This is a genomic window from Pseudomonas sp. WS 5059, from assembly GCF_012985525.1.
In the GTDB taxonomy this organism is placed as follows: domain Bacteria; phylum Pseudomonadota; class Gammaproteobacteria; order Pseudomonadales; family Pseudomonadaceae; genus Aquipseudomonas.
On record NZ_JAAQWO010000010.1, the window covers coordinates 101,904 to 122,477 of the forward strand.

Annotated in this window: 32 protein-coding genes and 1 pseudogene; 15 read left to right on the forward strand and 18 right to left on the reverse strand. The window is 55.3% G+C overall.

The annotated features are described in order from the left end of the window. Window positions 1-69: 69 nt before the first annotated feature. The 15 genes from HBO12_RS25650 to HBO12_RS25720 are packed head-to-tail and all read right to left on the reverse strand — an operon-like array spanning window position 70 to window position 8,124. The gene (locus tag HBO12_RS25650) at window positions 70-444 is read right to left on the reverse strand and encodes an antiterminator Q family protein (RefSeq protein WP_170043600.1); all 375 of its coding nucleotides are present in this window, start codon (window positions 442-444) and stop codon (window positions 70-72) included. Continuing rightward, the gene (locus tag HBO12_RS25655) at window positions 441-725 is read right to left on the reverse strand and encodes a hypothetical protein (protein ID WP_170043601.1); all 285 of its coding nucleotides are present in this window, start codon (window positions 723-725) and stop codon (window positions 441-443) included. Before HBO12_RS25655 ends, HBO12_RS25650 begins: the two co-directional genes overlap by 4 nt. Beyond that, a complete protein-coding gene (locus HBO12_RS25660; RefSeq protein WP_170043602.1) occupies window positions 718-1,284 on the reverse strand; it encodes a hypothetical protein in 567 nt (188 codons plus the stop codon). The genes HBO12_RS25655 and HBO12_RS25660 overlap by 8 nt, the downstream gene beginning before the upstream one ends. After that, window positions 1,271-2,674, reverse strand: coding sequence for a replicative DNA helicase (locus HBO12_RS25665; protein WP_170043603.1), 1,404 nt, complete (start codon window positions 2,672-2,674; stop codon window positions 1,271-1,273). The genes HBO12_RS25660 and HBO12_RS25665 overlap by 14 nt, the downstream gene beginning before the upstream one ends. Continuing rightward, window positions 2,671-3,450 carry an ATP-binding protein gene (locus tag HBO12_RS25670; protein WP_170043604.1) on the reverse strand — a complete coding sequence of 260 codons (780 nt, stop codon included), beginning with the start codon at window positions 3,448-3,450 and terminating at the stop codon, window positions 2,671-2,673. The genes HBO12_RS25665 and HBO12_RS25670 overlap by 4 nt, the downstream gene beginning before the upstream one ends. Next, window positions 3,447-4,361, reverse strand: a complete 915-nt coding sequence (locus tag HBO12_RS28510; RefSeq protein WP_262377081.1) for a hypothetical protein — start codon at window positions 4,359-4,361, stop codon at window positions 3,447-3,449. Before HBO12_RS28510 ends, HBO12_RS25670 begins: the two co-directional genes overlap by 4 nt. Next, window positions 4,361-4,588: a hypothetical protein gene (locus HBO12_RS25680; RefSeq protein WP_170043605.1), complete on the reverse strand. Its 228-nt coding sequence runs from the start codon at window positions 4,586-4,588 to the stop codon at window positions 4,361-4,363. The genes HBO12_RS28510 and HBO12_RS25680 overlap by 1 nt, the downstream gene beginning before the upstream one ends. Then, complete coding sequence (locus HBO12_RS25685) at window positions 4,585-5,013, reverse strand: hypothetical protein (protein WP_170043606.1); 429 nt, start codon at window positions 5,011-5,013, stop codon at window positions 4,585-4,587. Before HBO12_RS25685 ends, HBO12_RS25680 begins: the two co-directional genes overlap by 4 nt. Beyond that, window positions 5,010-5,609 (reverse strand): hypothetical protein, encoded by a 600-nt coding sequence (locus HBO12_RS25690; protein WP_170043607.1) that lies wholly within the window; start codon window positions 5,607-5,609, stop codon window positions 5,010-5,012. The genes HBO12_RS25685 and HBO12_RS25690 overlap by 4 nt, the downstream gene beginning before the upstream one ends. After that, a complete protein-coding gene (locus HBO12_RS25695; RefSeq protein WP_170043608.1) occupies window positions 5,606-5,920 on the reverse strand; it encodes a hypothetical protein in 315 nt (104 codons plus the stop codon). Before HBO12_RS25695 ends, HBO12_RS25690 begins: the two co-directional genes overlap by 4 nt. Next, window positions 5,917-6,768, reverse strand: a complete 852-nt coding sequence (locus HBO12_RS25700; protein WP_170043609.1) for an ORF6N domain-containing protein — start codon at window positions 6,766-6,768, stop codon at window positions 5,917-5,919. Before HBO12_RS25700 ends, HBO12_RS25695 begins: the two co-directional genes overlap by 4 nt. Beyond that, complete coding sequence (locus HBO12_RS25705; protein WP_170043610.1) at window positions 6,765-7,271, reverse strand: hypothetical protein; 507 nt, start codon at window positions 7,269-7,271, stop codon at window positions 6,765-6,767. Before HBO12_RS25705 ends, HBO12_RS25700 begins: the two co-directional genes overlap by 4 nt. Next, a complete protein-coding gene (locus HBO12_RS25710) occupies window positions 7,264-7,515 on the reverse strand; it encodes a hypothetical protein (RefSeq protein WP_170043611.1) in 252 nt (83 codons plus the stop codon). The genes HBO12_RS25705 and HBO12_RS25710 overlap by 8 nt, the downstream gene beginning before the upstream one ends. After that, the gene (locus HBO12_RS25715) at window positions 7,508-7,804 is read right to left on the reverse strand and encodes a hypothetical protein (RefSeq protein ID WP_170043612.1); all 297 of its coding nucleotides are present in this window, start codon (window positions 7,802-7,804) and stop codon (window positions 7,508-7,510) included. Before HBO12_RS25715 ends, HBO12_RS25710 begins: the two co-directional genes overlap by 8 nt. Further along, on the reverse strand, window positions 7,801-8,124 hold the full coding sequence (locus HBO12_RS25720) for a hypothetical protein (RefSeq protein WP_170043613.1): 324 nt from the start codon (window positions 8,122-8,124) through the stop codon (window positions 7,801-7,803). The genes HBO12_RS25715 and HBO12_RS25720 overlap by 4 nt, the downstream gene beginning before the upstream one ends. 610 nt (window positions 8,125-8,734) lie before the next feature. Between HBO12_RS25720 and HBO12_RS25725 the strand changes: the two genes are divergently transcribed. Continuing rightward, entirely contained in the window at window positions 8,735-9,544 is an 810-nt protein-coding gene (locus tag HBO12_RS25725; RefSeq protein ID WP_170043614.1) for a S24 family peptidase, read from the forward strand. A gap of 54 nt (window positions 9,545-9,598) precedes the next feature. Then, the gene (locus tag HBO12_RS25730; protein ID WP_170043615.1) at window positions 9,599-10,309 is read left to right on the forward strand and encodes a DUF3800 domain-containing protein; all 711 of its coding nucleotides are present in this window, start codon (window positions 9,599-9,601) and stop codon (window positions 10,307-10,309) included. Between the two features lie 184 nt (window positions 10,310-10,493). On the opposite strand, the gene HBO12_RS25735 is transcribed toward HBO12_RS25730, so the two are convergent. Continuing rightward, window positions 10,494-10,763, reverse strand: a complete 270-nt coding sequence (locus tag HBO12_RS25735) for a DUF1654 domain-containing protein (RefSeq protein WP_170043616.1) — start codon at window positions 10,761-10,763, stop codon at window positions 10,494-10,496. A 251-nt stretch (window positions 10,764-11,014) separates the two neighbouring features. Between HBO12_RS25735 and HBO12_RS25740 the strand changes: the two genes are divergently transcribed. The 10 genes from HBO12_RS25740 (at window position 11,015) to HBO12_RS25785 (ending at window position 16,072) form a co-directional block, all read left to right on the forward strand. Next, complete coding sequence (locus tag HBO12_RS25740) at window positions 11,015-11,326, forward strand: helix-turn-helix transcriptional regulator (RefSeq protein WP_170043617.1); 312 nt, start codon at window positions 11,015-11,017, stop codon at window positions 11,324-11,326. Between the two features lie 303 nt (window positions 11,327-11,629). After that, window positions 11,630-12,214, forward strand: coding sequence for a hypothetical protein (locus HBO12_RS25745; RefSeq protein WP_170043618.1), 585 nt, complete (start codon window positions 11,630-11,632; stop codon window positions 12,212-12,214). Beyond that, window positions 12,211-12,681, forward strand: a complete 471-nt coding sequence (locus HBO12_RS25750) for a hypothetical protein (protein ID WP_170043619.1) — start codon at window positions 12,211-12,213, stop codon at window positions 12,679-12,681. The genes HBO12_RS25745 and HBO12_RS25750 overlap by 4 nt, the downstream gene beginning before the upstream one ends. Window positions 12,682-12,752: 71 nt before the next feature. Next, window positions 12,753-13,193 carry a hypothetical protein gene (locus HBO12_RS25755; protein ID WP_170043620.1) on the forward strand — a complete coding sequence of 147 codons (441 nt, stop codon included), beginning with the start codon at window positions 12,753-12,755 and terminating at the stop codon, window positions 13,191-13,193. After that, window positions 13,181-13,477, forward strand: coding sequence for a hypothetical protein (locus HBO12_RS25760; protein WP_170043621.1), 297 nt, complete (start codon window positions 13,181-13,183; stop codon window positions 13,475-13,477). Before HBO12_RS25755 ends, HBO12_RS25760 begins: the two co-directional genes overlap by 13 nt. Window positions 13,478-13,494: 17 nt before the next feature. After that, window positions 13,495-13,671, forward strand: a complete 177-nt coding sequence (locus HBO12_RS25765) for a hypothetical protein (RefSeq protein ID WP_170043622.1) — start codon at window positions 13,495-13,497, stop codon at window positions 13,669-13,671. Between the two features lie 3 nt (window positions 13,672-13,674). After that, a complete protein-coding gene (locus tag HBO12_RS25770) occupies window positions 13,675-14,226 on the forward strand; it encodes an HNH endonuclease signature motif containing protein (RefSeq protein ID WP_170043623.1) in 552 nt (183 codons plus the stop codon). After that, window positions 14,223-14,465 (forward strand): hypothetical protein, encoded by a 243-nt coding sequence (locus HBO12_RS25775; protein WP_170043624.1) that lies wholly within the window; start codon window positions 14,223-14,225, stop codon window positions 14,463-14,465. The genes HBO12_RS25770 and HBO12_RS25775 overlap by 4 nt, the downstream gene beginning before the upstream one ends. 2 nt (window positions 14,466-14,467) lie before the next feature. Beyond that, window positions 14,468-14,728 carry a helix-turn-helix domain-containing protein gene (locus HBO12_RS25780; RefSeq protein ID WP_170043625.1) on the forward strand — a complete coding sequence of 87 codons (261 nt, stop codon included), beginning with the start codon at window positions 14,468-14,470 and terminating at the stop codon, window positions 14,726-14,728. Window positions 14,729-14,887: 159 nt separating this feature from the next. Continuing rightward, window positions 14,888-16,072: an Arm DNA-binding domain-containing protein gene (locus HBO12_RS25785; RefSeq protein WP_170043626.1), complete on the forward strand. Its 1,185-nt coding sequence runs from the start codon at window positions 14,888-14,890 to the stop codon at window positions 16,070-16,072. Here the strand turns inward: HBO12_RS25785 and HBO12_RS25790 are convergent. Beyond that, entirely contained in the window at window positions 16,069-16,527 is a 459-nt protein-coding gene (locus tag HBO12_RS25790) for a hypothetical protein (protein WP_170043627.1), read from the reverse strand. The genes HBO12_RS25785 and HBO12_RS25790 overlap by 4 nt on opposite strands. Window positions 16,528-16,867: 340 nt before the next feature. Between HBO12_RS25790 and HBO12_RS25795 the strand changes: the two genes are divergently transcribed. Next, window positions 16,868-18,124, forward strand: coding sequence for an integrase domain-containing protein (locus HBO12_RS25795; RefSeq protein ID WP_170043628.1), 1,257 nt, complete (start codon window positions 16,868-16,870; stop codon window positions 18,122-18,124). Window positions 18,125-18,197: 73 nt separating this feature from the next. On the opposite strand, the pseudogene HBO12_RS25800 reads toward HBO12_RS25795, so the two are convergent. Further along, a pseudogene (locus HBO12_RS25800) lies at window positions 18,198-18,395 on the reverse strand (hypothetical protein); the annotation flags it as partial. A 113-nt stretch (window positions 18,396-18,508) separates the two neighbouring features. On the opposite strand from HBO12_RS25800, the gene HBO12_RS25805 reads away from it, so the two are divergent. After that, window positions 18,509-19,189, forward strand: coding sequence for a hypothetical protein (locus tag HBO12_RS25805; protein WP_170043629.1), 681 nt, complete (start codon window positions 18,509-18,511; stop codon window positions 19,187-19,189). A 22-nt stretch (window positions 19,190-19,211) separates the two neighbouring features. Next, complete coding sequence (locus HBO12_RS25810; RefSeq protein WP_170043630.1) at window positions 19,212-20,426, forward strand: helix-turn-helix domain-containing protein; 1,215 nt, start codon at window positions 19,212-19,214, stop codon at window positions 20,424-20,426. The last annotated feature ends 148 nt before the right edge of the window (window positions 20,427-20,574 follow it).

Consider the following 20,574-nt stretch of genomic DNA (forward strand, 5'->3'; position numbering starts at 1 on the left):
TGTGGTGTCGCGCTTGAAAAGCTGAACACGTTGCCATGAAAACAGGTGTTTATCCGGCATGAAAGAACTTTATGCGGCGGTTCTGATTTCCTCCAGGACGCCATCGATCCAGCCCACGCCTATCTTGATCGCCTCCCGGGCTGAACGCTCAGATATCCGGGCCGACTCAGCGACCCTCACCATCGTCCACTTCGCTCCGAAGTAAAGCCATACGAAGTCACCCATGCGCTGGTCGCGACGGGTCAGCTTGGCTACAGCGCTGTCGACGACTAGCGCCATGTCGTCGGTAAGGACGTACTCCTTGCCTCCGCCGCATGGGGCTGCTCCATAGGTGGGCGAGACGTACCGAGGCACGCCCATGCCATCCATCCGCCAACTACCCCACTGCTCCAACAGGTACTCGGTATCGCCCAGAGGCTTGTCGATATACGTTCGCTTCTTCATGCCGCTTTCCTCGGGGTAGGTTCGTCCATGCCAAACAGCTCACGGAGCAGCTTGTCAGCGATCTTGTTCTTGGCGCCGCCCTGGGCGATCCAGGCTGGCCCGAATTGCAGAAGCCCGGTTGTCGCCCGAGAGCACACCCAGTCGGTTACAAGGTCCATCAGGGCAGCGGCACCGATCCTCCCGTTGGGCTTGTCCAGCAACAGACGATTACCTTGTCGAAGAAGTTCTCGTTCGACCTGCGTCAAACTCTTGCGCGGCAATGCCGCCGTTACGTCACTCATTTGCGGCACTCCATACGGTCAACACTACGTTCTTTGGGATTCTCTCTCGGTACTGGGCAGACACAGCAGCAAGCCAGGACTGGTAGGCTTCATCGGCGGTATGCCCAAAACCACGCCATGGATGCTCCGACGATTCGCAAAAGTAGCGCGCCCGAAAATAGCGGATTCGCGGCTTAACTGGACGCCCGGTGAACCCGACCTTGTGCCGCGCCAGCCAGCCCTCGACCGCCGGCCAGATGATCTCTTGCTCAGGCTTAGAGAAGTCGCCCTTCCCTCCGTTGCTGTAGACCTCGGCCAGGCCGTAGTCTTTATTCGCCACCCACAGAACAAAACCGCTTGGGGTGTGGATCAGCTTGTAGCCCTTCATCGTCCAAGCCCAATCCTCGGGATAGTCACGGATCGACGCGGCGATGCGTTCTGCTTCGGGATGCCGAGGAACTTCGATAATCTTCATGCCGGGCTCTAGCGTGAAAGCCTCACCACGCAGCGCTGCTGCATAGGCCTTCTCGATCTCTGGCTTCCGCCCCAGCAAACGATCAATCAGATTAAAACTTCTCATCGTTCCTCCTCCCCTTATACTTGCTGGCGAGTGGGCGGTTTGCCTCGACCTCCTCCTGCGTTGGCTCTCGACCGGCGAAATTGACAAATCGCGCAAACTGCCCCTGACGCTGAACCAAGCACGACCCCGGCGGGGCCTGACGCCCCTTGTCCAGAATCAACTCGGTAACGCCCTGCTGGCCCATCTCCGATTCAGGATCGTGATGCACCAGAATCACCGCGTCGGCGTCCTGCTCGATCTGGCCGGAATCACGCAGGTCGCTGGCCTGGGGTTTCTTTCCGGGGCGACTCGCAGGGTTCCGGTTGAGTTGCGCCAGCACCAGCACCGGGATACCCAGCTCCTTACTCAGGTTCTTCATGGCGATAGATATCTTGCCCACGGCCTCGGCGCGGTTCATGGTCCTGCCGTCCGCCCCCACAAGACCCAGGTAATCCACCATCAGGATATCGAGCCCAACCTCGCGTTTAAGCTTCAACGCCTCAGATCGAATCGCGGGCATCGTCAGACCGGGTGTGTCGTTCAGGTACAGTTGGGCGCCTTCGATCTTCGTTCCGGCGATACCGATCCGGTTCCACTCTTCCTCCCCCAGGCACTTGACCTCCTCCATCCGGCGAAGATCGATCCCGCCCTGGGAGGCGATGGTGCGTACGGTCAACTCCTCCTCGCCCATCTCCAAGGAGATGATCAGGCCAACCCCATTGCCGCGAATGGCGATGTGGTTAACGATCTGCAATCCCAGCATGGTCTTGCCGCTACCTGGCCGGCCGGCGATCACCACCATGGACTTGGGGCGAAGGAAGCCAATCAGCTTGTCCAGGTCCACAAGACCTGTGGAAAGCTTCGGCGGTGCACGATCATCCAGCACCTCCTGCATACCGTCGAAAACCTTCGGCAGTACTTCGGCCATCCGCTTGTATCCGGCCTTCCCGCCGCTCTGCAGGTCGCGCAGATCCGCCTGCGCCAGAAGGCACGCATCCAGGATGTCGTCCGCAGGCAATTCATCGTCAACACCACCATCAACAATCCGCCCGAAGTCACGGAACTGACGAATAAGCGCCCATTGCTTGACCTGGCGAGCGTACGTTTTCCAGTTGGCCGCCGAGGGGACGTTGCGGCACAGATCAATCGTGTATTCCAGCGTGGTCTTGCCGCTCGGCAAATAGCGCTGGATACCTCCCAGCGTCACGGCGTCCACTGGGGTGTCGCGATCAAGACAGTCGTGGATCACGTCAAACAGCGCCGCGTTGTCCTGGTGCCAAAAGTCTCCTGACTTCATCTGCGAAACGATTTCCGCCACCATCCCAGCGTCCTCCTTGAGCGAGGCAATCATGATCGCGCCCAAGACGCCGTGCTCCGACTCAAGGCGGTAGTATTTTTCGTCCTGATTCATGCAGCACCCCGTGCCGAAGCCCAGTTGAACAAGACCGTAGGCCCGTCAGCATCCGAGAGACGATCCACGGCACGATCCCCCAGACACTGGCGTAGCCCCTGAATGCTCAAATTCGAAATCACGATGGTTGGATCGAGGTTCTTGTAGCGGTCGTTGATCACCTCGAACAGCACCTGGCGCTCGAAGTCGCTACCGTGCTGGACCCCCACCTCGTCGATCACCAGCAAATCTGGCGCCCGTAGAGCGGCGTATATCTCACGTTCCGACAGCTCTGAATCCTTGCTGAAAGTCGATTTGATATCCCGGATGATGTCCAGCGCCGACGTGTACAGGGCAGGCGCTCCGAAACTGCGGATAACACTCTGCGCCACCGCACAGCCCAGGTGCGTTTTGCCCGTACCCACAGCCCCCAGCAGCATCATCGAGCGACCAACCCGCCAGTGATCCTCAAAGCCCGCCGCATAGTCCTGGCATTGGCGCAGGGCAATCGCCTGCTGTTCGGGATTGGTGGTGGTCAGGTAGCTCTCCAGAGTCGCCTCACGGAAGCGAGGAGGAATACCCGAGGCCAGGAGTGTCAGATTTAGCTGTCGCTCTCTACGCAAGCTCGCAGCCGCCTTGCCGGCCTCTTCGTCGGTCGAGTGGTATGCGTCAAACTGGCAACGAGTGCAGCCTTGCCAGAAGTGGCCACCAGAGAACGACTCGATCAGGTGGTTTTTGTATTCGCCGTGTTCACGGCACTGCGCGGTTTCGGTTCTCAAGATGTTCGATGGGGTCATGGCTTGGCTACTCGGTACGTCCCGTCAGGCTGGCGAACAAGCCCTTCGGTGTGGTCAATTTTGTCGAGGTCGGTGTAGTTCGATTGGGCGGTGCCTGGGCTGGCCCGCTGGTTGCCGATGCGCTGATTGCGCACCCAGTTGCGCCAGGTGGCCTCCCAGTCCCGCTTCGTGGCATTTGCACCCGACTTGCTGACCCAGTAATCCCTGAACGAATCCGCCATATCCTTGAGCATCCGGTCGTCAAGCTCGGTTCGCTCGCTTTTTGCCCATGCTAACCAGTCACCGGGGATAGCCCAGTCTTCGGGCAGTCGTGTACCGCGCTTGGATTTCTTATCCGCTGTCGATTCACCCTGGGCAGGGGATGGAGCGTTAGCGACGACCTGCTCTTCTCCTCTCCTCTCTGTATCTACATCTACATCTACATCCTCTCCGGGGGTGAAGGCTCGGCTACCGCTCGACGAGCCCTCGACGACTTCTACGCCGCTGCTCTCCGACTGGTTGTCAACGGCATCACCCGAAGCCCCCGGTTTTACTGGGGCTGATTTGCGACCCTGTGATTTTTCGGGAGACTCAGGATTCTCCGCACCCGGGAACCGAGGAAACTTGAATGTCTTCTTGTCGATCTTCTGGTGGTGCCATCCGTTAACGTGAAGATAGGTGCGCCCGGAGTCGTCGTAGAACGACAACAGACCATTCTTCGATAGCTCCTCGAGGAGTAGTCGAATAGTCGTCGAATCTATGTCGTCACCCGGAAAGACCTGGGCCTTGATGGTTTTCTCAGATGCTGGATGGTTGCCACCGTCATCGCAGAAGTTCCAGATCCCAATGAACAGCAGGCGCGCCAAAGGCTGGCACTCCATTACCTGCTCACTGGTCCAGAACTCCGGCTTGATAGAGCGAATACGGGCCATCAGATATTCAGCTCCTCTGTCACGCGGGCAATGAACTGGTCGTAGGGCTCATCCATGACGATGCCCCTGTCTTCCAGCGCTGCACGGCCAGCCTTGGCAAGGCCATAAACCTCCCAGCGGTCGCGCTCCGGCAGATGGCGGCAATTGGAATAGTTGGGCCAGGGGCCGGCTATCACCGGCGCTGTACGGAGCTCCTGGGGGGGGGCATTAGGGTTGATTGTGGTCATGGGCGCACCTCCGAGGCTTTGCCAGTGGCATTGCAGCGCGGGCACGGCTTAAACCGGTTACCAGCGTCAGCGCTCCAGCCGGACAGCCACAGACCGGAGCCCGCACAGGCATTGCACTTCCCGGTTTCAAGCTCGTAGTCGGCCTTTGCTTGCTCATACTCGGCCTTGGTGACAACGCACTTGATCAGATCGCAATCACGCCAAGTCGGCTGCCCCTTGCGCTTGCCACTCTGTAGCAGTCGAGGAATACCGCCCTCGAGCACACAGTCGTCGGTGTCGCCGATCATCTCGAATTTGCACCAGCGCCATTCCGGTGGCTGGCCAAGCTTCTTGTGAGCGACTACGTTCAACCAGTTCGGCGGCAGCTCTGGCTCGGGTTTCACGTCGACCAGTTCCAGCAGGTCAGATGGGTTGAGGTTGGTCATTGCAAAGTCTCCCCGCTGGCTGTGGTGCGTATCACCGCTGCCGAGGCATCACCTGGCGCGTAACCGGCAAGGCGCTGCTTCAAGACGTGCATGGCGGTGGTGGCGTCGATGGCGAAAACCCGAGCGGTAGCCATATCGAGCGCGCCAGGGGAAACCTTCAGCAGCGTCTCCTGAACCTTGGTCGCGTAGTTGAGACCAGAACGAACAAGCTCCAAATCCGAACGGTACTCGAACGCTTCCGGGGGTAGCGGATCAAAACCCGCGCTCGCAACAGGAATGGACATCTGTGGCAAATCCACGCCATCAAACAAATGGCGTCTCATTGCCTCCAGGTGGTCTTCGGAGACCTTGATCGCATCAGCGCCCGTCTCACGATGAAACAGCACCTTCAGAGCCCAGAACGCCTCAATGAAGTTGACGTGGGTATCGTCCTGCATGTGGATATGGAAAACGCCATCTTCGTTGATGAACTCGATAGCGTCCTTCACGACCTCGAAGCACTTAAGGATCAGGGCTGCGTCGGTGTATTTTTCGAAGTAGGCCTGGTCGATAGTTTCCATTGGTTGCACTGGCGGAAAATCGATAACGTTGGTCATTGGGCACGCTCCAGGCGCTGGATCAGCGTCCGCATTTTGCGTTTGGTGCTGGTGGTCAGATAGCGAGCCGCGAGCCAGCGCTGAAACGCTGCATCGGTAAATCGCAGCACGCCACCGAACCGTTCATCCTCGGGGTCGATACGCTTGCGCGGCTCATTGGGGTATGGGTGCCCGTAGGCAGTGAAGTAGGTCTTGTAGAGGGCATTCAGCTCGCGGCGCAGGCTGTTGCGCTGGGTCTCGGCCTGCTGGTAACTCACCGCAGCATCGGCGATCTGCCCCATGAGTTCTTCGTAGGTGATTTTCTTGCTCATAGGGGTGACTCCGAAGTGAATTTGCTAACTGTGAATTTGCCGTCCCAGGTCTGTTTCATGGGCAGCTTCTCGGCGAGGTACATGTCGTGCAGCCGGCGGGCGCCCTCCTCCAGCATCACCGGCGTGTATTTGATAAACGGCAAAATCCCTTCGCCGCGGATCGTGATTGGCTTCTCTGTCAGCCAGAGCTTGTCGCGCGGAACGGCGTAAACCCGGTACTTTGGCGAGCTGTCGGGGTCGCGTTCGGCGTTGAACACCCACTTGATTTCGATGAGATACGCCAGCATCTGCTGGGAGTTGACGCCGTTGAGGCGCTTAGCGAACTGCGGGACCGTCTCGCCGGGCATGAACAGGTTTTCCAGCGCCTCGATCTTCTTGGCCTGCTGCTGGTTTTCGAGGGCCAGCACAGCTTTTTCCTCTGCCAGGTCAGCGGCCAGGCGAAGTGCGGCGGGCAAATCCTGTGGCAGTGCCGGTGCCTTAGCTGGCGAGAAGTAATCGTCGACGAGACGTGACTGAACCTCCCAGGCCAAGTCATCATTGAATGGCTTGGTCAGCAGCATGTAACCGCGCTCAGTGAGCAGAATCCCCTTAGGGGTGCGTGGAGGAAAAACCTCACCCATCGACTGACGACGAATTTCGTCGGCAGTGAGCTCGAAATAATCTCGTCCCAAAACGAAGCGCTCACGATGCTCGCGGAGATTCCGGCCGGCCGTTCCTTCTGGACGCTCATGCACCTGGTCGATCATCGCGAGCGTGACAACACGCTGGCCGAGATACTCGACGATGGCCAGTCGGGTGTTGTGGATGGTGATGACGGCATCGCCGCCTGGGAATTTGGCGATGGTCATGGATTCACCTTCGAATTGATGGCGGCATGGAAAGCCTCGTCCGTACACTCCAGGCTCTCATTTGCCATCTGGACAAAGGAGCGCACAGGAATCTCGTCGAAGCTCGATCCGAGCCTCTCAGCGGCGGACTCAAGCCAATAGGCAATCTCGCTGATGAAGCCCGTACGCTGGCCTTGCAGGGATCGCATCTCCTCTTCGGTGGTAGGGTTCTTGTTATCCATGGAGGCGAAAACGCTTTGCAGACTGCTGCTGCCCAACCTGCAAGGGTTTTGGCGCTCGTCGCGCAGGTACTTCATGAGCATGCGGGCAGCGACTCGCCCAACCTCGATGCCGCCGAAGAAGCCGCCGGTGAGCGGAACATCCCAATTCGAATGAAACTTGCTGTGATCGCTACCGACGAAAGGGAGACGATTCCAAGCGTCCTTAACTTCCAGCTTCGCCCGGAGGCCGACCTGCTTGCTTTTGGGGAGCGGGCGCTTTGATTTCGGGATTGGCTTACTCATAAGGAATGTCCAAGTCAGTCGACAGCTCGCACATATCGCGATGAGCCATCTCGGCGATGAGCTTGATGGCGTTTTGAATTCCGTCCTCACCGATCAAGTCGAGCTGAGGCGGGTTATCTGCACCAGAAGCCTCGTTCTTGTAAGTGCCGTTATGGATTAGGATTTTGGAAAGAGCGCAGATAGCCAGCAGCGACTCATCCAGTCGGTTAGCGAGCGTGGCTGCGAACCTGGATGGCTTACTCATGACCCACCTCCGAGACCGGACTGGCCGCGAGCAAAGCGCCTGGAGCGCCTTCTGCCAGATCGCCAAGCTCGTCGACCATGCACTCCGCCCACTGCAAAACCGTCATCGACCTATCGTTGGTCTCGGCAATTCCAAGTTGAGCAAAGGCGTGGGCGGTACTATCTTCAGGAAAGGTTTTAAGCATTAAGACGAAGATGGCGTGGATGTTGTTGAGGTAGTCCAGCGCTGTGTACAGATCATCTGCACCTGTACTGGCGATTTCGAGCGCGGAGCGAGTTGAGGTCGTCATTGGGTACCGCCTTGGATATCGCCGAATTCAATACCTTGAGCGGATGCATCAACCAAGGCGGCAGACGATTCGATCAGGAAGCGAACACCAAAGACTTCATTCGTACCCATTCCGCCATCTGTCAGACGATTCATGATTTCGAGCGCCGACCCCATAAGGGTCGAGGCTAGGAAAAGCGCCTCGCTTGTGGGTTTGCCGCTGCATACCTGAAGAAGCCCGGATTTCGGGCTATCAGCGTCTAGCAGGTGAATCGGCATAGCTTCAGTCAGTGACTGGGGTTGCACTGCGGTTGGGGTGGTGCTATTTTTCGGGTGTGACATTTTCTCGCTCCTTCAAGCGATGAGATACAAGCCACTCCCGGCAAGGAGTGGATTAAGAGAACCCGCCGGCAAGCGGGTTTTTTGTTGCCTGGAGAAAACTCAGCCAGACAGCAAAAACTGGGAGGTTTGGCAGGGTTTCATGGGGTGTCCTCCGCGGTACTGGTTGGATTCACATAGGTTTCAACCGAGTTACCGGCCGGCAAGAAAGGGCGCATCATTTGATCCAAGGTCGAGGCAAGGCCTGGCCGACTGGCTAGGTTTTGCTGATTGGATGGGTTCATATGGATCCTTCCTCTCGGGCCGACAAAAACATCAGGCGGCCGTAGTTTTATTGGCGTGGAAAGGGTCATCTTCACGACTGGCAATTACCGCTCCGCTAGACTCTTTTTCTAGGACGCACTGCATCGGATATGAGAATCCTCCGGCTGCTCGGCACTGAGAAACGCGACTACCCGTAACTCCGAGAACGTCTCCGATAGCGCGGCCGGTGCCGAAATAATTCAGCGCTTGTTCATAAGTCATGGTTTCGCTCCGGTATCTGAGCCGAGTTTAGATACCTTAACACGACATGGCAAGTTATCTAAACTACCAATTGTTTAGAATCCTAAATATGGAATTCAAAGATCGCGTAACCGCGCGCATGAGGGCGCTGAACCTCAGCGCAACTGACATCAGCAAGCTGACTGGCGTATCTAAAGCCACGGTCAGCTTTTGGGTGAGTGGAACCAATGGCGCCAAGGGGAAAAATCTGCTTTCCCTAGCGCGAGTGCTTGATTGCTCGCCTGATTGGCTGTCGGAAGGAACGGGATCTCCCGACACCCAATCGCCTGCCGAGAGCCATAGCTCCCCGACAACTGCTGCGGACATAGTCGCTCAGATGCTTTCCTCAAAAGCGGGTAAGGGGCTGCCCGATGAGGCTCGATCACGTCTTCTCGCTGCGGTCGAAGAGAAGAGCAACGTCATCGCCGCTGACTTCTCTCGTCCTGGCCAGGTCGGCGACGAGGTGTGGATTGCCCACTACGACGTGCGTGCCGCCATGGGCGGGGGACAAATACCGCATGATTATCCGGAAATGCTTCAAGACGTTCGAGTCAGTCCAAAGCATCTGCGTGATCTGGGCATCACGTTCAAAGAACACTTCCACCTGAAGATGATCACCGGGTGGGGCCAGTCTATGGCGCCGACGATCAAAGACCGCGACCCGCTGCTCGTAGATATTACGATCCGGGAGTTCACGGGCGACGGTATCTACCTCTTCTCCCATGACGAGATGCTGTACGTGAAGCGCTTGCAAAAGAAAGGCAGGGACCGCTTCAAGATGATCTCGGACAACAAGCACCACGATCCCGAGGATATTCGTGTCGACGACACGCACATCCTGGCCCGGGTACTGCTTGTATGGAATGCCCACCTGGTCTAACGCCAAATTAAAACTAATTTACAAGCTGCATTTCGCGCCGGGGAGGCGCAAAGGATGGCTCGAAGTGACTGGGTGGTATTTGTTGACGAAAGCGGTGACCACAGTCTTGAGTCGATCGATGAGAACTATCCGATCTTCGCCCTGACCTTCTGCTTGATTCATAAAGACGAGTACATAGACGCGCTCTCGCCAAAAGTAAATCGACTGAAGTTCGACCTTTTTGGCCACGACCATGTGGTTTTTCATGAGTCCGAAATCGTCCGGAAAAAAGGGCGATTTTCAAAAATGGGTAAGGAAGATAGGGAGGACCTCCTTGATCGCCTTTCGCAAATCATGGACGAGAGCGAGTTCGACATCTTCGCCGTTGTTATAGAGAAGAAGCGCCATAAAGCCCGCTACGCTGAACCAGAGCACCCTTATCACCTGGCCATGCAGTTTGGGCTGGAGCGCATTTACAAGCATCTCCTTGGTCTTGGCGATCACCAAAAAGAAACTCATTTTGTGTTTGAAGCTCGCGGAGGCAAAGAAGATGCCGACCTTGAGCTAGCCTTCAGGCGCGTGTGCGACGGCGCCAACTGGGGATCGAAGAAATATCCGTTCGAAATTTGCATCGCGGACAAAAAAACGAATTCTGTAGGGCTCCAGCTTGCGGACCTGACAGCTAGACCTATAGGGCTGTCGGTCCTTCGACCAGACCAGCCCAATCGGGCTTATGAGATCCTGAAGAAGAAGATTGGTCGATACGGGAAGAAGGTTTTCCCCTGACCCAGAAAAGCGAAAGGCCCCTGAGTCAAAGTCTCAGGGGCCTAGCGCCGGCCGCGTAGTCGCAACCCATTTAGAGTGAAGCTGGGGGATGGAATCCACGAAGTGAATTTTCCCTTTGCTAATGAGACGATTAAAGCACTGCTAAAGTCACGCGTACAGAAAAATTTAGCCGGACCAACATTCATCAGAAAGGCGCGGGCTCCTCTTGCTGTTCGTCGGCGTACTCTGCTGGTCGATCCTCAAGCAGGATAGGTTCCCACCTCACCGTTACGCTACCGTCATCGTTGAGCGTCAGCTCAAGCTCCTCCGTATCTGCGATCACGCCCAGCACTTCTTCCCACTCCCGATCCCCGTCAGTATCCAGGCGATGGATCACCACCCAGCGCTGCGCCTGGGCGACTGGGTGATTGATCATCGATGAGACGCGCAACCCCAGGCGCTCTACACCGCTCATTTCTTGTCGTACTGCCGGTTTAGACTGCTTCTTAGCCACGTATACACCTCCCAAATTAGCTGTATATGCATACAGTTAAATCGCAGGTTATCTCATGCCCTCTCAAACTGAAAGCTTCCTGAGCAAGACCGATGCAGCATTTAAAGTTTAGTTTTCTAATCAATCCGATTGACAGATCACGTTTAGTTTTCTAAATTAAACCCATCGGCGCTCATCAAGCAGCGCCACAACGACAAACAAGGATCTCGACCATGATCACCACCACTACCAGCAACGGCACATGGACTGGCTTTCTCGGCCGGGGTCTTGCCGTGCGAGAGATGGAGGCGACGTTACTGGCCGCTGGTGGCTTGACGATGAAGGAGATTGCCAAAGAGATGGGCGTGTCGCCAAAGGCAATCGAGAAAGGCCTCGAAAATGCCAGATTCAAAATGGGTTGCCGCACCCTTCGAGATTTGGTTGTGGCGTCATTGACTCAGGGGCTGATTGCCTTTTCGACCCCCGCACAAACGCCTAATAACCAAAAGGGTAGCGATCAGCACGACGGCGTTTTTGTCGCATAACCGCCGAGGCAGCGGCGAGCGCCTTTGCGAGGGCGCTGTCCGGTGCGAAAGCATCACGTGGTCGGGCGGGCCGTTGTACGGCTGGGCTGGGCATGGCTTGGCAATGCATGGGCTGCAAAGCAGCGTACAGGGCTTTCACTGAGAGCTCTGTGCGATGCGAAAGCATCGCAAGGCGCCGTAAGGTCGGGTTAGGCGAGGCTGGGCCTGGCCGGGCGAGGTTAGGCATGGGCTGGATGTATCAGCGTACTGGTCACCATCAGGTGATCAGTGCAGTGAAACAATCATCAAGGCAGGGTGCGGAAAATGCAGACGATCAAACTCAAACTCATTGGCCAGTCGCCGCTGCTGATGCACAGCGACCGGTTCGCCAATCCGTTGGACGAAGCGACCAAGGGTCACAAAGTGCTGACCAGCAAGCGCAAAAAGCTGGATGAGGACCACGCCGACATTGCCAAGTCTGAGTGGCTGGGCGCGCTCTATCACGACACGGAGCTGGGTCCGTTCCTGCCAGGCCAGAACATCAAGTCTGCGCTGGTTGGGGCGGCAAAAATCCAACGCCTGGGCGCGGCATTCAAGCGTGCGGTGCTGGTGCTTGATGACCGCTGCAAGCTCGAGTACACCGGGCCGCGAGACCAAGAAAAGATGTTCGCAAATCCTCGTTTCGTTGATGCGCGCAGCGTAGTGGTCGGCACCTCCAGGATTATCCGGTACCGACCGAAGTTTTCGGACTGGGCCACCACTGTTGAGATTATGTACTCCCCCGAAATGATCGAGCGCGAAGACGTGATCCGTGCCGCTGAGAACGCGGGCCTGTTCGTTGGTCTCTGCGATTACCGCCCAGAGAAAGGTGGTGCATTCGGGCGCTTCAATGTGGAGGTGATTGAATGACCAAGACGACACTTCACCCGGAATGGCGCCAGGCCGCAAAAGATATCGCAGAGCAATTCAAGTACGGCGATCTGGTGAGCATGGCCTGGCTGCAGGAATCGTTTCACTTGCAAGAGCCGAAGAACATCGAAGAGTTCAAGTCTTACCAACTGGACTTCCTCGCCAGCATGGACGCTCTGCGCCAGGAACTATTAGAAGAACATAAGTTGGTTCTTCGCAATGTTCGCGGCGCCGGCTATGAAGTTGTCGAGCCAAATGAGCAAGTTGAATTCGCGTGGCATTCGGCATTTGGAAAGGTTAAGCAAGAACTTGGCAAGCTGGCCGGTGCAATTCGCAATATCCGCTATGACGAGCTATCAGAAGAAAAATGCCGGGAACACGCGGATGCTCAAGCAAAGCTGTGCGGCGTAACAGCTTTCGTGCGACGCGAAGGTAAACGAAAAACCGGACTGCTCAAAGCTTCCTAATAGAAGAGCATTAACCAACTCTAATTGATTGCCATATATCGGCGGGCTACTGGCTTGCCCGGAGAAAGCAAATGAAGTCTATGCGAGTTACACCCACACGGCTTTTCTTAATCCTGACAGTGACGCTTTCCTATATCACTATTTCGGGTGTCTGGCTGATTCACTTTGCGCCAAACCTAATTGGGAGTTCATCAGAGTTTGAAGTTGTTGCTGGTTTCTTTGGCGTGTCCGTTTGGTTGATCGCTTCGGCGTGTCTGGCGTTGAGCGTGATTGGAATCCCTTCCAGCACCCGCCTCCCCGCCGAGCCGTTCAATATCGACACGCACGTACACATGATCGCCGATGCGCGCCGATATCAGTGGCTGCGCGACCGCAATCGCGTAACCGATATCGATACCGCTCTGTGTGTTGCGCGTGATGACACTGTCTTCTTCGGACACGACCTGGACAAAAACGTCGACGACGAAATGCGCCTGGCCCGCCTGGAGGAGTTGCACCCATGCATCGACTGATCGCGATTGCCCTGGTGCTGATAGTTGGCCAGGCCACTGCCGAGGGCTTGCCATTCAACGTCACCGTCTTTCACGACGCCGAGCGCGGCGCAACCTGCTGGCTTTACTCAGGCATCAATAAAGGCGGCATCAGTTGCTTGCCGGACAGTTCGCTCCTACAGCAGGACACTGCCATCGCCACCCCTGAAAGCGAGGCGGCGCGGGCCTCTTTGGCGGTTTCACCTAGCGAGAATGGCCCCGTCATCGCCACCCCGCTCCCACAAGATGAGAGGTTCCAGCTATGAGCAGCGGAGCAAGAGTAGTGACGCACCGTAACCGTGCCGGCGAGCTGGCCAACCTCGGCTCCCGCTTGGTCCGCCTGGGCCAGATGCTGCAGGACGATCAGACCAAGATCGGCGAACTGATGCGCCTGGCCCAGGAGTGTCGCTTTAATCTGAACCTGCATGTGGCGACTGACTCCGGCCAGGAGGCGGAGTAGTTCATGCGCCAAAACCTCGGCGGGCGTAAGCGTAGGCACTGGACCGAAACAGAGGACGCCACACTCCGGAGCCTCTATGCGGATAGCGATCCTGACACTTTGGCGGAGCATCTGCCAGGTCGGACCTACAGCTCAATAATCACTCGCGCTCACCTTCTCGGTGTTGGAAAGAGCCAGAAGTATCTGCGTGAAGTTGGTTGCGCCAGCATGAAGATCGGAATGGAGCGCTACGGAAAAGAGCTTTGGGAAAAGCCTATAGGGTCAACTCGCAATAGCGGAGATAGAACGCTCTTAAAAGTTGCAAGCCCTGATGTTTGGATCGCTCTACACATTCATGTATGGGAGCAGGCGAACGGGCCAATTCCCGAAGGCTTACTCGTCGTCGCCAAAGACGGAAACCTGAAGAACGTGGACCTACAGAACTTGCGTCTGCGCACATTCAGCGAACACGTTGTTCGAAGCTGCCCGAACTACCGGCACCTCCCCGAAGAGATTGTCGACATCCTGCACCTGCAGAACGAAATCAAAAAAGAGATCAAGAGGAAGAAGTCATGAAGAACAAACTGAGCGATCTGCGGGACCACCTTTTTGCGCAGCTTGAAGCGGTGCGCGAAGCAACTGACGAGAACTTGGCCAAGGAAGTATCCAGGGCGCAATCCGTCTCCGACATCAGCCGCGTGTTGATCGAGAGCGCCAAGGTAGAGATCGATTACTTCCGCCACATCGGCGGAGAGAACGGCGCCAGCAGCTTCATTGAATCGAAGCCTGCGCTGCCTCCGGTAAACAGGAGCTAGCCATGAGCAATAAGCCACTTTTCGACGGTGAGAAACTGGCACTGCTTCGGGCAAGAGCCGGCACCACCCAGCGCGACCTTGCTGAAAACCTCGGCGTCAACGCGAGCATGATTTGCAAGTACGAGGCCGGTACGTGTCAGCCCAGGCTGAAGGTAGTGCTCCGATTGGAGGGCGCATTTTGCGTGGAGCGTGGCGGTCTGTACGTGAAGGTCGCGACACAAAACACGCACAACGAAAACGTGTCGCGACACGAAGAGCGGTGAAGGTATGCGCTATGTGACCGTCAGGAAATTTGCCAGTGAGTCTGGCTACACAGAAGACGCGATCCGCTCAAAGATCCGTGACGGCATCTGGCGGCTCGGTGAGATATGGATCAAGGCGCCGGATGGCCGGACGCTTCTCGACGTAGAGGGTTATGAATCATGGGTAGAGGCGGGAGGGGAGTTCGGGCAGTCTCCGATACGAGTATCGAAATCACGTTCATGTATCGGGGCGTCAGGTGCCGCGAGCGGATCACGCTCAAGCCCACCGCCACTAACCTGAAGAAGGCCGAGCAGCACAAGGCGGCGATTGAGCACGCGATATCTATCGGTACCTTCGACTATGCGGTGACCTTCCCAGGCTCGCCCAGAGCGTCGAAGTTTGCGCCCGAAGCATCCCGAGAAACGGTCAATGGTTTCTTGACCGGGTGGCTGACGGCAAAGGAAAAGCACGTCGCCAGCAGCACCTTCGACGGATACAGGAAGCTTGTCACGCTGCGCCTGATCCCGGCCCTTGGCGATACCATGCTCGTGGACCTGAAACGAAAGGCAGTACGCGACTGGCTGGACACCCTGGAAGTGAGCAACAAGACGCTCAGCAATATCCAGAGTTGCCTGCGCTCCGCGCTCAACGATGCTGCCGAGGAGGAGTTGATCGAGTTGAACCCGCTGGCCGGCTGGACCTACTCGCGCAAGGCGGCGCCGCCGAAAGAGGATGATGTCGACCCCTTCAGTCCAGAGGAGCAGCAGGCTGTGCTGGGCGCCCTCTCCGGCCAGGCTCGCAACATGATGCAGTTCGCCCTATGGACCGGCCTTCGCACTAGCGAGCTAGTGGCGCTGAACTGGGGCGATATCGATTGGCTGCGCGAAGAGATCATGGTGAGCCGAGCGATGACCCAGGCAGGCAAGGGGAAGGCGGAGACAACGAAGACCGTTGCCGGGCGCCGAAGCGTAAAGTTGTTGAGGCCCGCGCTGGAGGCATTGAAGGCGCAAAAGGCGCACACGTTCTTGGCGGATGCTGAAGTCTTTCAAAATCCCCGCACCCTTGACCGATGGACCGGCGACGGACCGATCCGGAAAACGATGTGGGTGCCCGCGATGAAGAAGGCCGGCGTTCGGTACCGGCGACCGTACCAGACAAGGCACACCTATGCCTCGATGATGCTATCTGCTGGAGAGCACCCTATGTGGGTCGCGAAACAGATGGGCCACACTGATTGGACCATGATCGCGCGCGTCTACGGAAGATGGATGCCGGCCGCAGATACTGCTGCCGGTTCCAAGGCAGAAAACTTGTGGCTCGTCAGTACGAGCGAGCGGGTGCCAACTTCAAAAATAATTCCTTAGATTAGCTTTTCCATAAAAATGCTGTTCCAGCGAAGCTTGTATAAAGCAAATATAGCCGCCGCATAAACAGCAAAATACACGGGTGCCATAATTAGTGCTGAAGGAATAAGAAGAGCAAAAGCAATAAGAATAATCACAACATAAAGGTTCATCAGCGGAGAAAACTCGCTCCTGCTCTTTATTCTATAAACTGCCATGCCAATACCTGTCAGATAAATGGCGAGACAGAATAATGCTAAGCGCGCGGTAGAAAGTAAGGCGTAATGACCGGTGCCCTCGTCATTTTTTAATGCAGAGTAACCAAATACCAACATCACCCCAAAATAAATAGCGAAGGCACCAATCCCGCCATACAAGAAATAGGTCTTAAAAAAACCATACTCCCCGCGACACAATTTGCTATTGAAAAAGCCTTTTGAAAAAAAGGCTACAAGGATAATTACGAGGTAAGCCATGACTGTATTCCGTTACGAGTGATGGCAAAAGCATACCATAGCGGTACCACTCATGAATCGCTGCGAATGGAAATGCCAGCTTTATGACAGCCTCGTCGCTGCAGGCTATGGGATATATAGCCTAGACGGGGGTTCAAATCCCCCCGGCTCCACCAACTTTACATCTAAAGACGTCCACGGACGTCTTTTTTTGTGCCTTAAATCTAGCAAAATCAAGGCTTTAGGGTCTATTAGCGTCCATGGATGTCCGGCACAATCCACGCCACCTGGTATTCCAGATGGTATTCCAAGCCCTGCAGTGGTAATTTTTGGAATACCAATTGATGTCATGGAATACCTCATGTGCGCCCAAGCAACCCGCCTCTCTGACCGCCAGCTCAAAGCGGTAAAGCCGAAAGACAAGGACTACGTCCTCAGCGATGGAGACGGCTTACAGCTGCGCGTGAGGATCAATGGCTCTACGCTATGGAACTTCAACTACCGCCAGCCAATTACCAAAAACCGCATCAATATGGGCCTCGGTACCTATCCAGAGCTTTCACTTGCGCAGGCCAGGAAGAAGACAGTCGAAGCCAGAGAGCTTCTCGCCCAGGGCATCGACCCGAAAGAACAACGTAGCGAGTTGGAGGAGACAAAAAGGCAAGCAACCGAGCACACGTTCGAGAACGTGGCATCTGCCTGGTTTGAACTAAAAAAGGATTCGGTCACTCAGGCTTATGCCGAGGACATCTGGCGCTCGCTCACGCTGCATGTCTTTCCATCGCTGAGAACAACACCTATCTCGCAGATCAATGCCCCGGTGGTCATCGAGCTGCTGCGCCCTTTGGAAACGAAAGGTAGTCTGGAGACGGTGAAGCGGCTGACCCAACGACTCAACGAGATCATGACCTACGGCGTGAACTCGGGAATGATCTTTGCCAATCCACTCAGTGGCATCCGGGCTGTTTTCAAAAAGCCGAAAAAGCAGAACATGGCCGCCCTTCGTCCTGAAGAGCTGCCGGAACTGATGGTCGCCATTGCCAATGCGAGCATAAAAAGAACAACGCGCTGCCTGATCGAATGGCAACTTCACACCATGACCCGCCCTGCGGAAGCCGCGACGACTTCCTGGGCTGACATCGACCTCGACAAGAAAATCTGGACGATTCCAGCGGAGCGTATGAAGAAGCGACGCGCTCACGTCATTCCACTGACCGAACACGCGCTTGCTCTGCTAGAGACGATCAAGCCCTACAGCGGCCACAGAGAGTACGTGTTCCCGGCCGACAGAGACCCACGAGATCATTGCAACAGCCAGACAGCAAACATGGCCCTGAAACGAATGGGCTTTGAAGGTCGATTGGTCAGCCACGGCATGCGCTCCATGGCCAGTACTATCTTGAACGAACAGGGATGGGACCCGGAGCTGATCGAGGTAGCACTTGCCCACGTGGACAAAGATGAGGTGCGCAGCGCCTACAATCGTGCGGATTACATAGAGAGAAGACGCCCTATGATGATCTGGTGGAGCGAGCACATTCAGCATGCTGCTACTGGCAGCCTTTCAGTTTCAGCCATTCAAGGAACCAGAGGCCTGAAAGTCGTTTCGATGCGATAGCAAGTTACGGCGAGATATGGGCCCGCATGGACACTGAACATGTCTATGTACAAAAATGTTCAAACCCAAAGAACTAGATCCTGACCACCGGGTAACAGGCGTCTCCCCAGAGCGTGCGTGGGTTATCGAGCATCAGCACAATCACCAGCGGGACCAATTTGCTGAGCAATTTCGCACAATCCGCCCGGCTGACGCTGCTATCCCAGGTTGCACCGCCATGAATCAACTGGTTGCGCAGGGTGTGTTGGTATCTCTGATCAATCAAGCCAAGACCAAGCCCACAGAAAAAGGTCGTGCTAGTTTCCGACGACTACACCGCCTCTTCTAAAGGAAGAAAATTAGTGATAAATTCCGCTTTAAGAAGATCAGCGCTCGGAGAGCCTAATGTCACTTAAGCAAGATATTCTGCGTTTTTTGAGAACCGAGGCCTCAAAGGGCCAGGTTGAGGAGCTCGTGGACGCCGTCAACCGGGCGTATGAGCGTGCTTTTGAGCAGAGCAAAGGTCTTCGGAACCTTCCAACACACCGAAAGCTCGCACAAGATCGAAATTTCTTCGTGCAGGACGTGTTGATCGGTCAGAGCTCTTGGCAAGGTAGCTGTGTCTCCGCATCCCACAACGGGGAACAATTTGCCCTGCTTAGAGCAGGCAGTACACTCATCACCGCATCGGTCGTACCATGGCGGAAGAAAATCCGCCCCTCAAAAGGTCGGCTTAAGAATTCGAGATTGAACGCGTATCTGGAGCACCTCCAGAGAAATCCAGACCTGTTCGAAGGCCAGGATCTGCTAGGTAAGCTGGCCACGGATAGCCTGAATCTCATCATAGCTCCTTTGTCACCCGCTACCAAAAGCACCCTGGACCAATCGAAGCCGCAAGGGCTGATGATTGCAGTGCCTTATGCCAACAATCTAGATAAGTTCCACTTATGGTGCACGGTTCAGGAACTTCTGTTGAGCTACGAAGACGAAGCTGATGATGATGAGTCTGGTGATTCCGTATGGCCAAAACTCCGTATTCGGATGCGGAGTGAAGAAGAAAAGACTGATTCAGAAGATGATCAATAGCGTTATATGAGGTACATGTATCATGCGCATAGGTATTCAAGGTTTTAAACCTGAACGCCTGAAACAGCTCCGCCTTTCTGCTGATATGACGCAGACCGAACTAGCTGAAAAGCTGGAGTGCGCGGCCGGCAATATATCGAAGTGGGAAAAAGGCGACAGCTGCCCATCAGCTCAGAGCTTCAACCGCCTTTGCGAGATATTTTTCACAACAGAAAAATGGCTACTGGAAGCTCCCGTTCAGGGCCATAAAACCAATCCCAGCTTTTATAGAAGCCAGGTGAGCACTCATAAGTCGTCTTGGGAAATCGGGCGAGTTCGTCTGAACTGGCTTGAGGAGATATCATACAAACTTCAGGAGGCCTTAGAATTTCCGCCTGTCGACATCCCACTTTTCGAGGGAGATGACGCACGCCTGATTGATGATTCTGACATTGAGCGGCTTGCCACCAACTTTCGAAAAAAATGGGGCCTCGGAAATGGACCGATAAAAGATGTCGTCCACACACTTGAGAAATCAGGGGTTGTTGTAGCAAGGGACGAGATCGGATATGTAAAAATGGATGGAATTTCGAAATGGTCGTTAGTTGATAGCCGCCCTTATGTACTCCTTGCCGCAGACAAGGCCGCTCCCATCCGGAATCGGTTTGACGCTGCTCACGAGCTTGGACATATCGTACTCCATAGCAAAATTTCTAATGAGCAATATTTGAGTCATTATGACTTAATCGAGAGACAGGCTCACCGTTTTGCGAGCGCATTTCTAATGCCCGCGGAGAGCTTTAGTCACGAAGTCAGCTACGCGACGCTGGATACTTTCCACTCAATGAAACCCCGATGGAATGTTTCAATTGCCTCAATGATAAAGAGGTGCATTGATCTGGAGCTGGTTTCCCCTGACGCAGGTATAAGACTTTGGAAAGCTAGGTCAGCTCGAGGATGGGTTAAGTCAGAACCACTGGACGACTCAATACCTTTTGAACAGCCAAAACTCCTTTCACGCAGCGTACAAATGCTTGTGGAAAACAAAATCCTATCAAAGGATCAGCTGAGGAACGAATTAGGTCTACCCACCGCTAGGCTTGAGAGACTATGCAACTTACCTAAAGACTATTTTTCAACAAGCAGCAAAGATAGAGTGCTGGACCTTCGACTTCGAACTTCCAGTTCGAGAACAAGTAACTCAAATCCAGCTAACGGCCATCAAAAGGTCTTACAATTCCCTAAGAAACCATCATGAAATAGATCAGTTGCTGCCGTATAAGTGGCAAACGCTTTAATCACGCAAGGTGTGATACCCGGACGCATAAGCGTCCGGCCAACACACCTTCCTGCCCCCTGCCTAGTGAAGAGGGGCAACTAATGCAATTAAAAACCTTTGAAGGATT

Excerpts from the sequence above, each read along its gene's own strand:
- HBO12_RS25650 (WP_170043600.1), bottom strand. The coding sequence starts at position 444 with ATGAAGAAGCGAACGTATATCGACAAGCCTCTGGGCGATACCGAGTAC.
- HBO12_RS25655 (WP_170043601.1), bottom strand. The coding sequence starts at position 725 with ATGAGTGACGTAACGGCGGCATTGCCGCGCAAGAGTTTGACGCAGGTC.
- HBO12_RS25660 (WP_170043602.1), bottom strand. The coding sequence starts at position 1,284 with ATGAGAAGTTTTAATCTGATTGATCGTTTGCTGGGGCGGAAGCCAGAG.
- HBO12_RS25665 (WP_170043603.1), bottom strand. The coding sequence starts at position 2,674 with ATGAATCAGGACGAAAAATACTACCGCCTTGAGTCGGAGCACGGCGTC.
- HBO12_RS25670 (WP_170043604.1), bottom strand. The coding sequence starts at position 3,450 with ATGACCCCATCGAACATCTTGAGAACCGAAACCGCGCAGTGCCGTGAA.
- HBO12_RS28510 (WP_262377081.1), bottom strand. The coding sequence starts at position 4,361 with ATGGCCCGTATTCGCTCTATCAAGCCGGAGTTCTGGACCAGTGAGCAG.
- HBO12_RS25680 (WP_170043605.1), bottom strand. The coding sequence starts at position 4,588 with ATGACCACAATCAACCCTAATGCCCCCCCCCAGGAGCTCCGTACAGCG.
- HBO12_RS25685 (WP_170043606.1), bottom strand. The coding sequence starts at position 5,013 with ATGACCAACCTCAACCCATCTGACCTGCTGGAACTGGTCGACGTGAAA.
- HBO12_RS25690 (WP_170043607.1), bottom strand. The coding sequence starts at position 5,609 with ATGACCAACGTTATCGATTTTCCGCCAGTGCAACCAATGGAAACTATC.
- HBO12_RS25695 (WP_170043608.1), bottom strand. The coding sequence starts at position 5,920 with ATGAGCAAGAAAATCACCTACGAAGAACTCATGGGGCAGATCGCCGAT.
- HBO12_RS25700 (WP_170043609.1), bottom strand. The coding sequence starts at position 6,768 with ATGACCATCGCCAAATTCCCAGGCGGCGATGCCGTCATCACCATCCAC.
- HBO12_RS25705 (WP_170043610.1), bottom strand. The coding sequence starts at position 7,271 with ATGAGTAAGCCAATCCCGAAATCAAAGCGCCCGCTCCCCAAAAGCAAG.
- HBO12_RS25710 (WP_170043611.1), bottom strand. The coding sequence starts at position 7,515 with ATGAGTAAGCCATCCAGGTTCGCAGCCACGCTCGCTAACCGACTGGAT.
- HBO12_RS25715 (WP_170043612.1), bottom strand. The coding sequence starts at position 7,804 with ATGACGACCTCAACTCGCTCCGCGCTCGAAATCGCCAGTACAGGTGCA.
- HBO12_RS25720 (WP_170043613.1), bottom strand. The coding sequence starts at position 8,124 with ATGTCACACCCGAAAAATAGCACCACCCCAACCGCAGTGCAACCCCAG.
- HBO12_RS25725 (WP_170043614.1), top strand. The coding sequence starts at position 8,735 with ATGGAATTCAAAGATCGCGTAACCGCGCGCATGAGGGCGCTGAACCTC.
- HBO12_RS25730 (WP_170043615.1), top strand. The coding sequence starts at position 9,599 with ATGGCTCGAAGTGACTGGGTGGTATTTGTTGACGAAAGCGGTGACCAC.
- HBO12_RS25735 (WP_170043616.1), bottom strand. The coding sequence starts at position 10,763 with ATGAGCGGTGTAGAGCGCCTGGGGTTGCGCGTCTCATCGATGATCAAT.
- HBO12_RS25740 (WP_170043617.1), top strand. The coding sequence starts at position 11,015 with ATGATCACCACCACTACCAGCAACGGCACATGGACTGGCTTTCTCGGC.
- HBO12_RS25745 (WP_170043618.1), top strand. The coding sequence starts at position 11,630 with ATGCAGACGATCAAACTCAAACTCATTGGCCAGTCGCCGCTGCTGATG.
- HBO12_RS25750 (WP_170043619.1), top strand. The coding sequence starts at position 12,211 with ATGACCAAGACGACACTTCACCCGGAATGGCGCCAGGCCGCAAAAGAT.
- HBO12_RS25755 (WP_170043620.1), top strand. The coding sequence starts at position 12,753 with ATGAAGTCTATGCGAGTTACACCCACACGGCTTTTCTTAATCCTGACA.
- HBO12_RS25760 (WP_170043621.1), top strand. The coding sequence starts at position 13,181 with ATGCATCGACTGATCGCGATTGCCCTGGTGCTGATAGTTGGCCAGGCC.
- HBO12_RS25770 (WP_170043623.1), top strand. The coding sequence starts at position 13,675 with ATGCGCCAAAACCTCGGCGGGCGTAAGCGTAGGCACTGGACCGAAACA.
- HBO12_RS25775 (WP_170043624.1), top strand. The coding sequence starts at position 14,223 with ATGAAGAACAAACTGAGCGATCTGCGGGACCACCTTTTTGCGCAGCTT.
- HBO12_RS25780 (WP_170043625.1), top strand. The coding sequence starts at position 14,468 with ATGAGCAATAAGCCACTTTTCGACGGTGAGAAACTGGCACTGCTTCGG.
- HBO12_RS25785 (WP_170043626.1), top strand. The coding sequence starts at position 14,888 with ATGGGTAGAGGCGGGAGGGGAGTTCGGGCAGTCTCCGATACGAGTATC.
- HBO12_RS25790 (WP_170043627.1), bottom strand. The coding sequence starts at position 16,527 with ATGGCTTACCTCGTAATTATCCTTGTAGCCTTTTTTTCAAAAGGCTTT.
- HBO12_RS25795 (WP_170043628.1), top strand. The coding sequence starts at position 16,868 with ATGTGCGCCCAAGCAACCCGCCTCTCTGACCGCCAGCTCAAAGCGGTA.
- HBO12_RS25805 (WP_170043629.1), top strand. The coding sequence starts at position 18,509 with ATGTCACTTAAGCAAGATATTCTGCGTTTTTTGAGAACCGAGGCCTCA.
- HBO12_RS25810 (WP_170043630.1), top strand. The coding sequence starts at position 19,212 with ATGCGCATAGGTATTCAAGGTTTTAAACCTGAACGCCTGAAACAGCTC.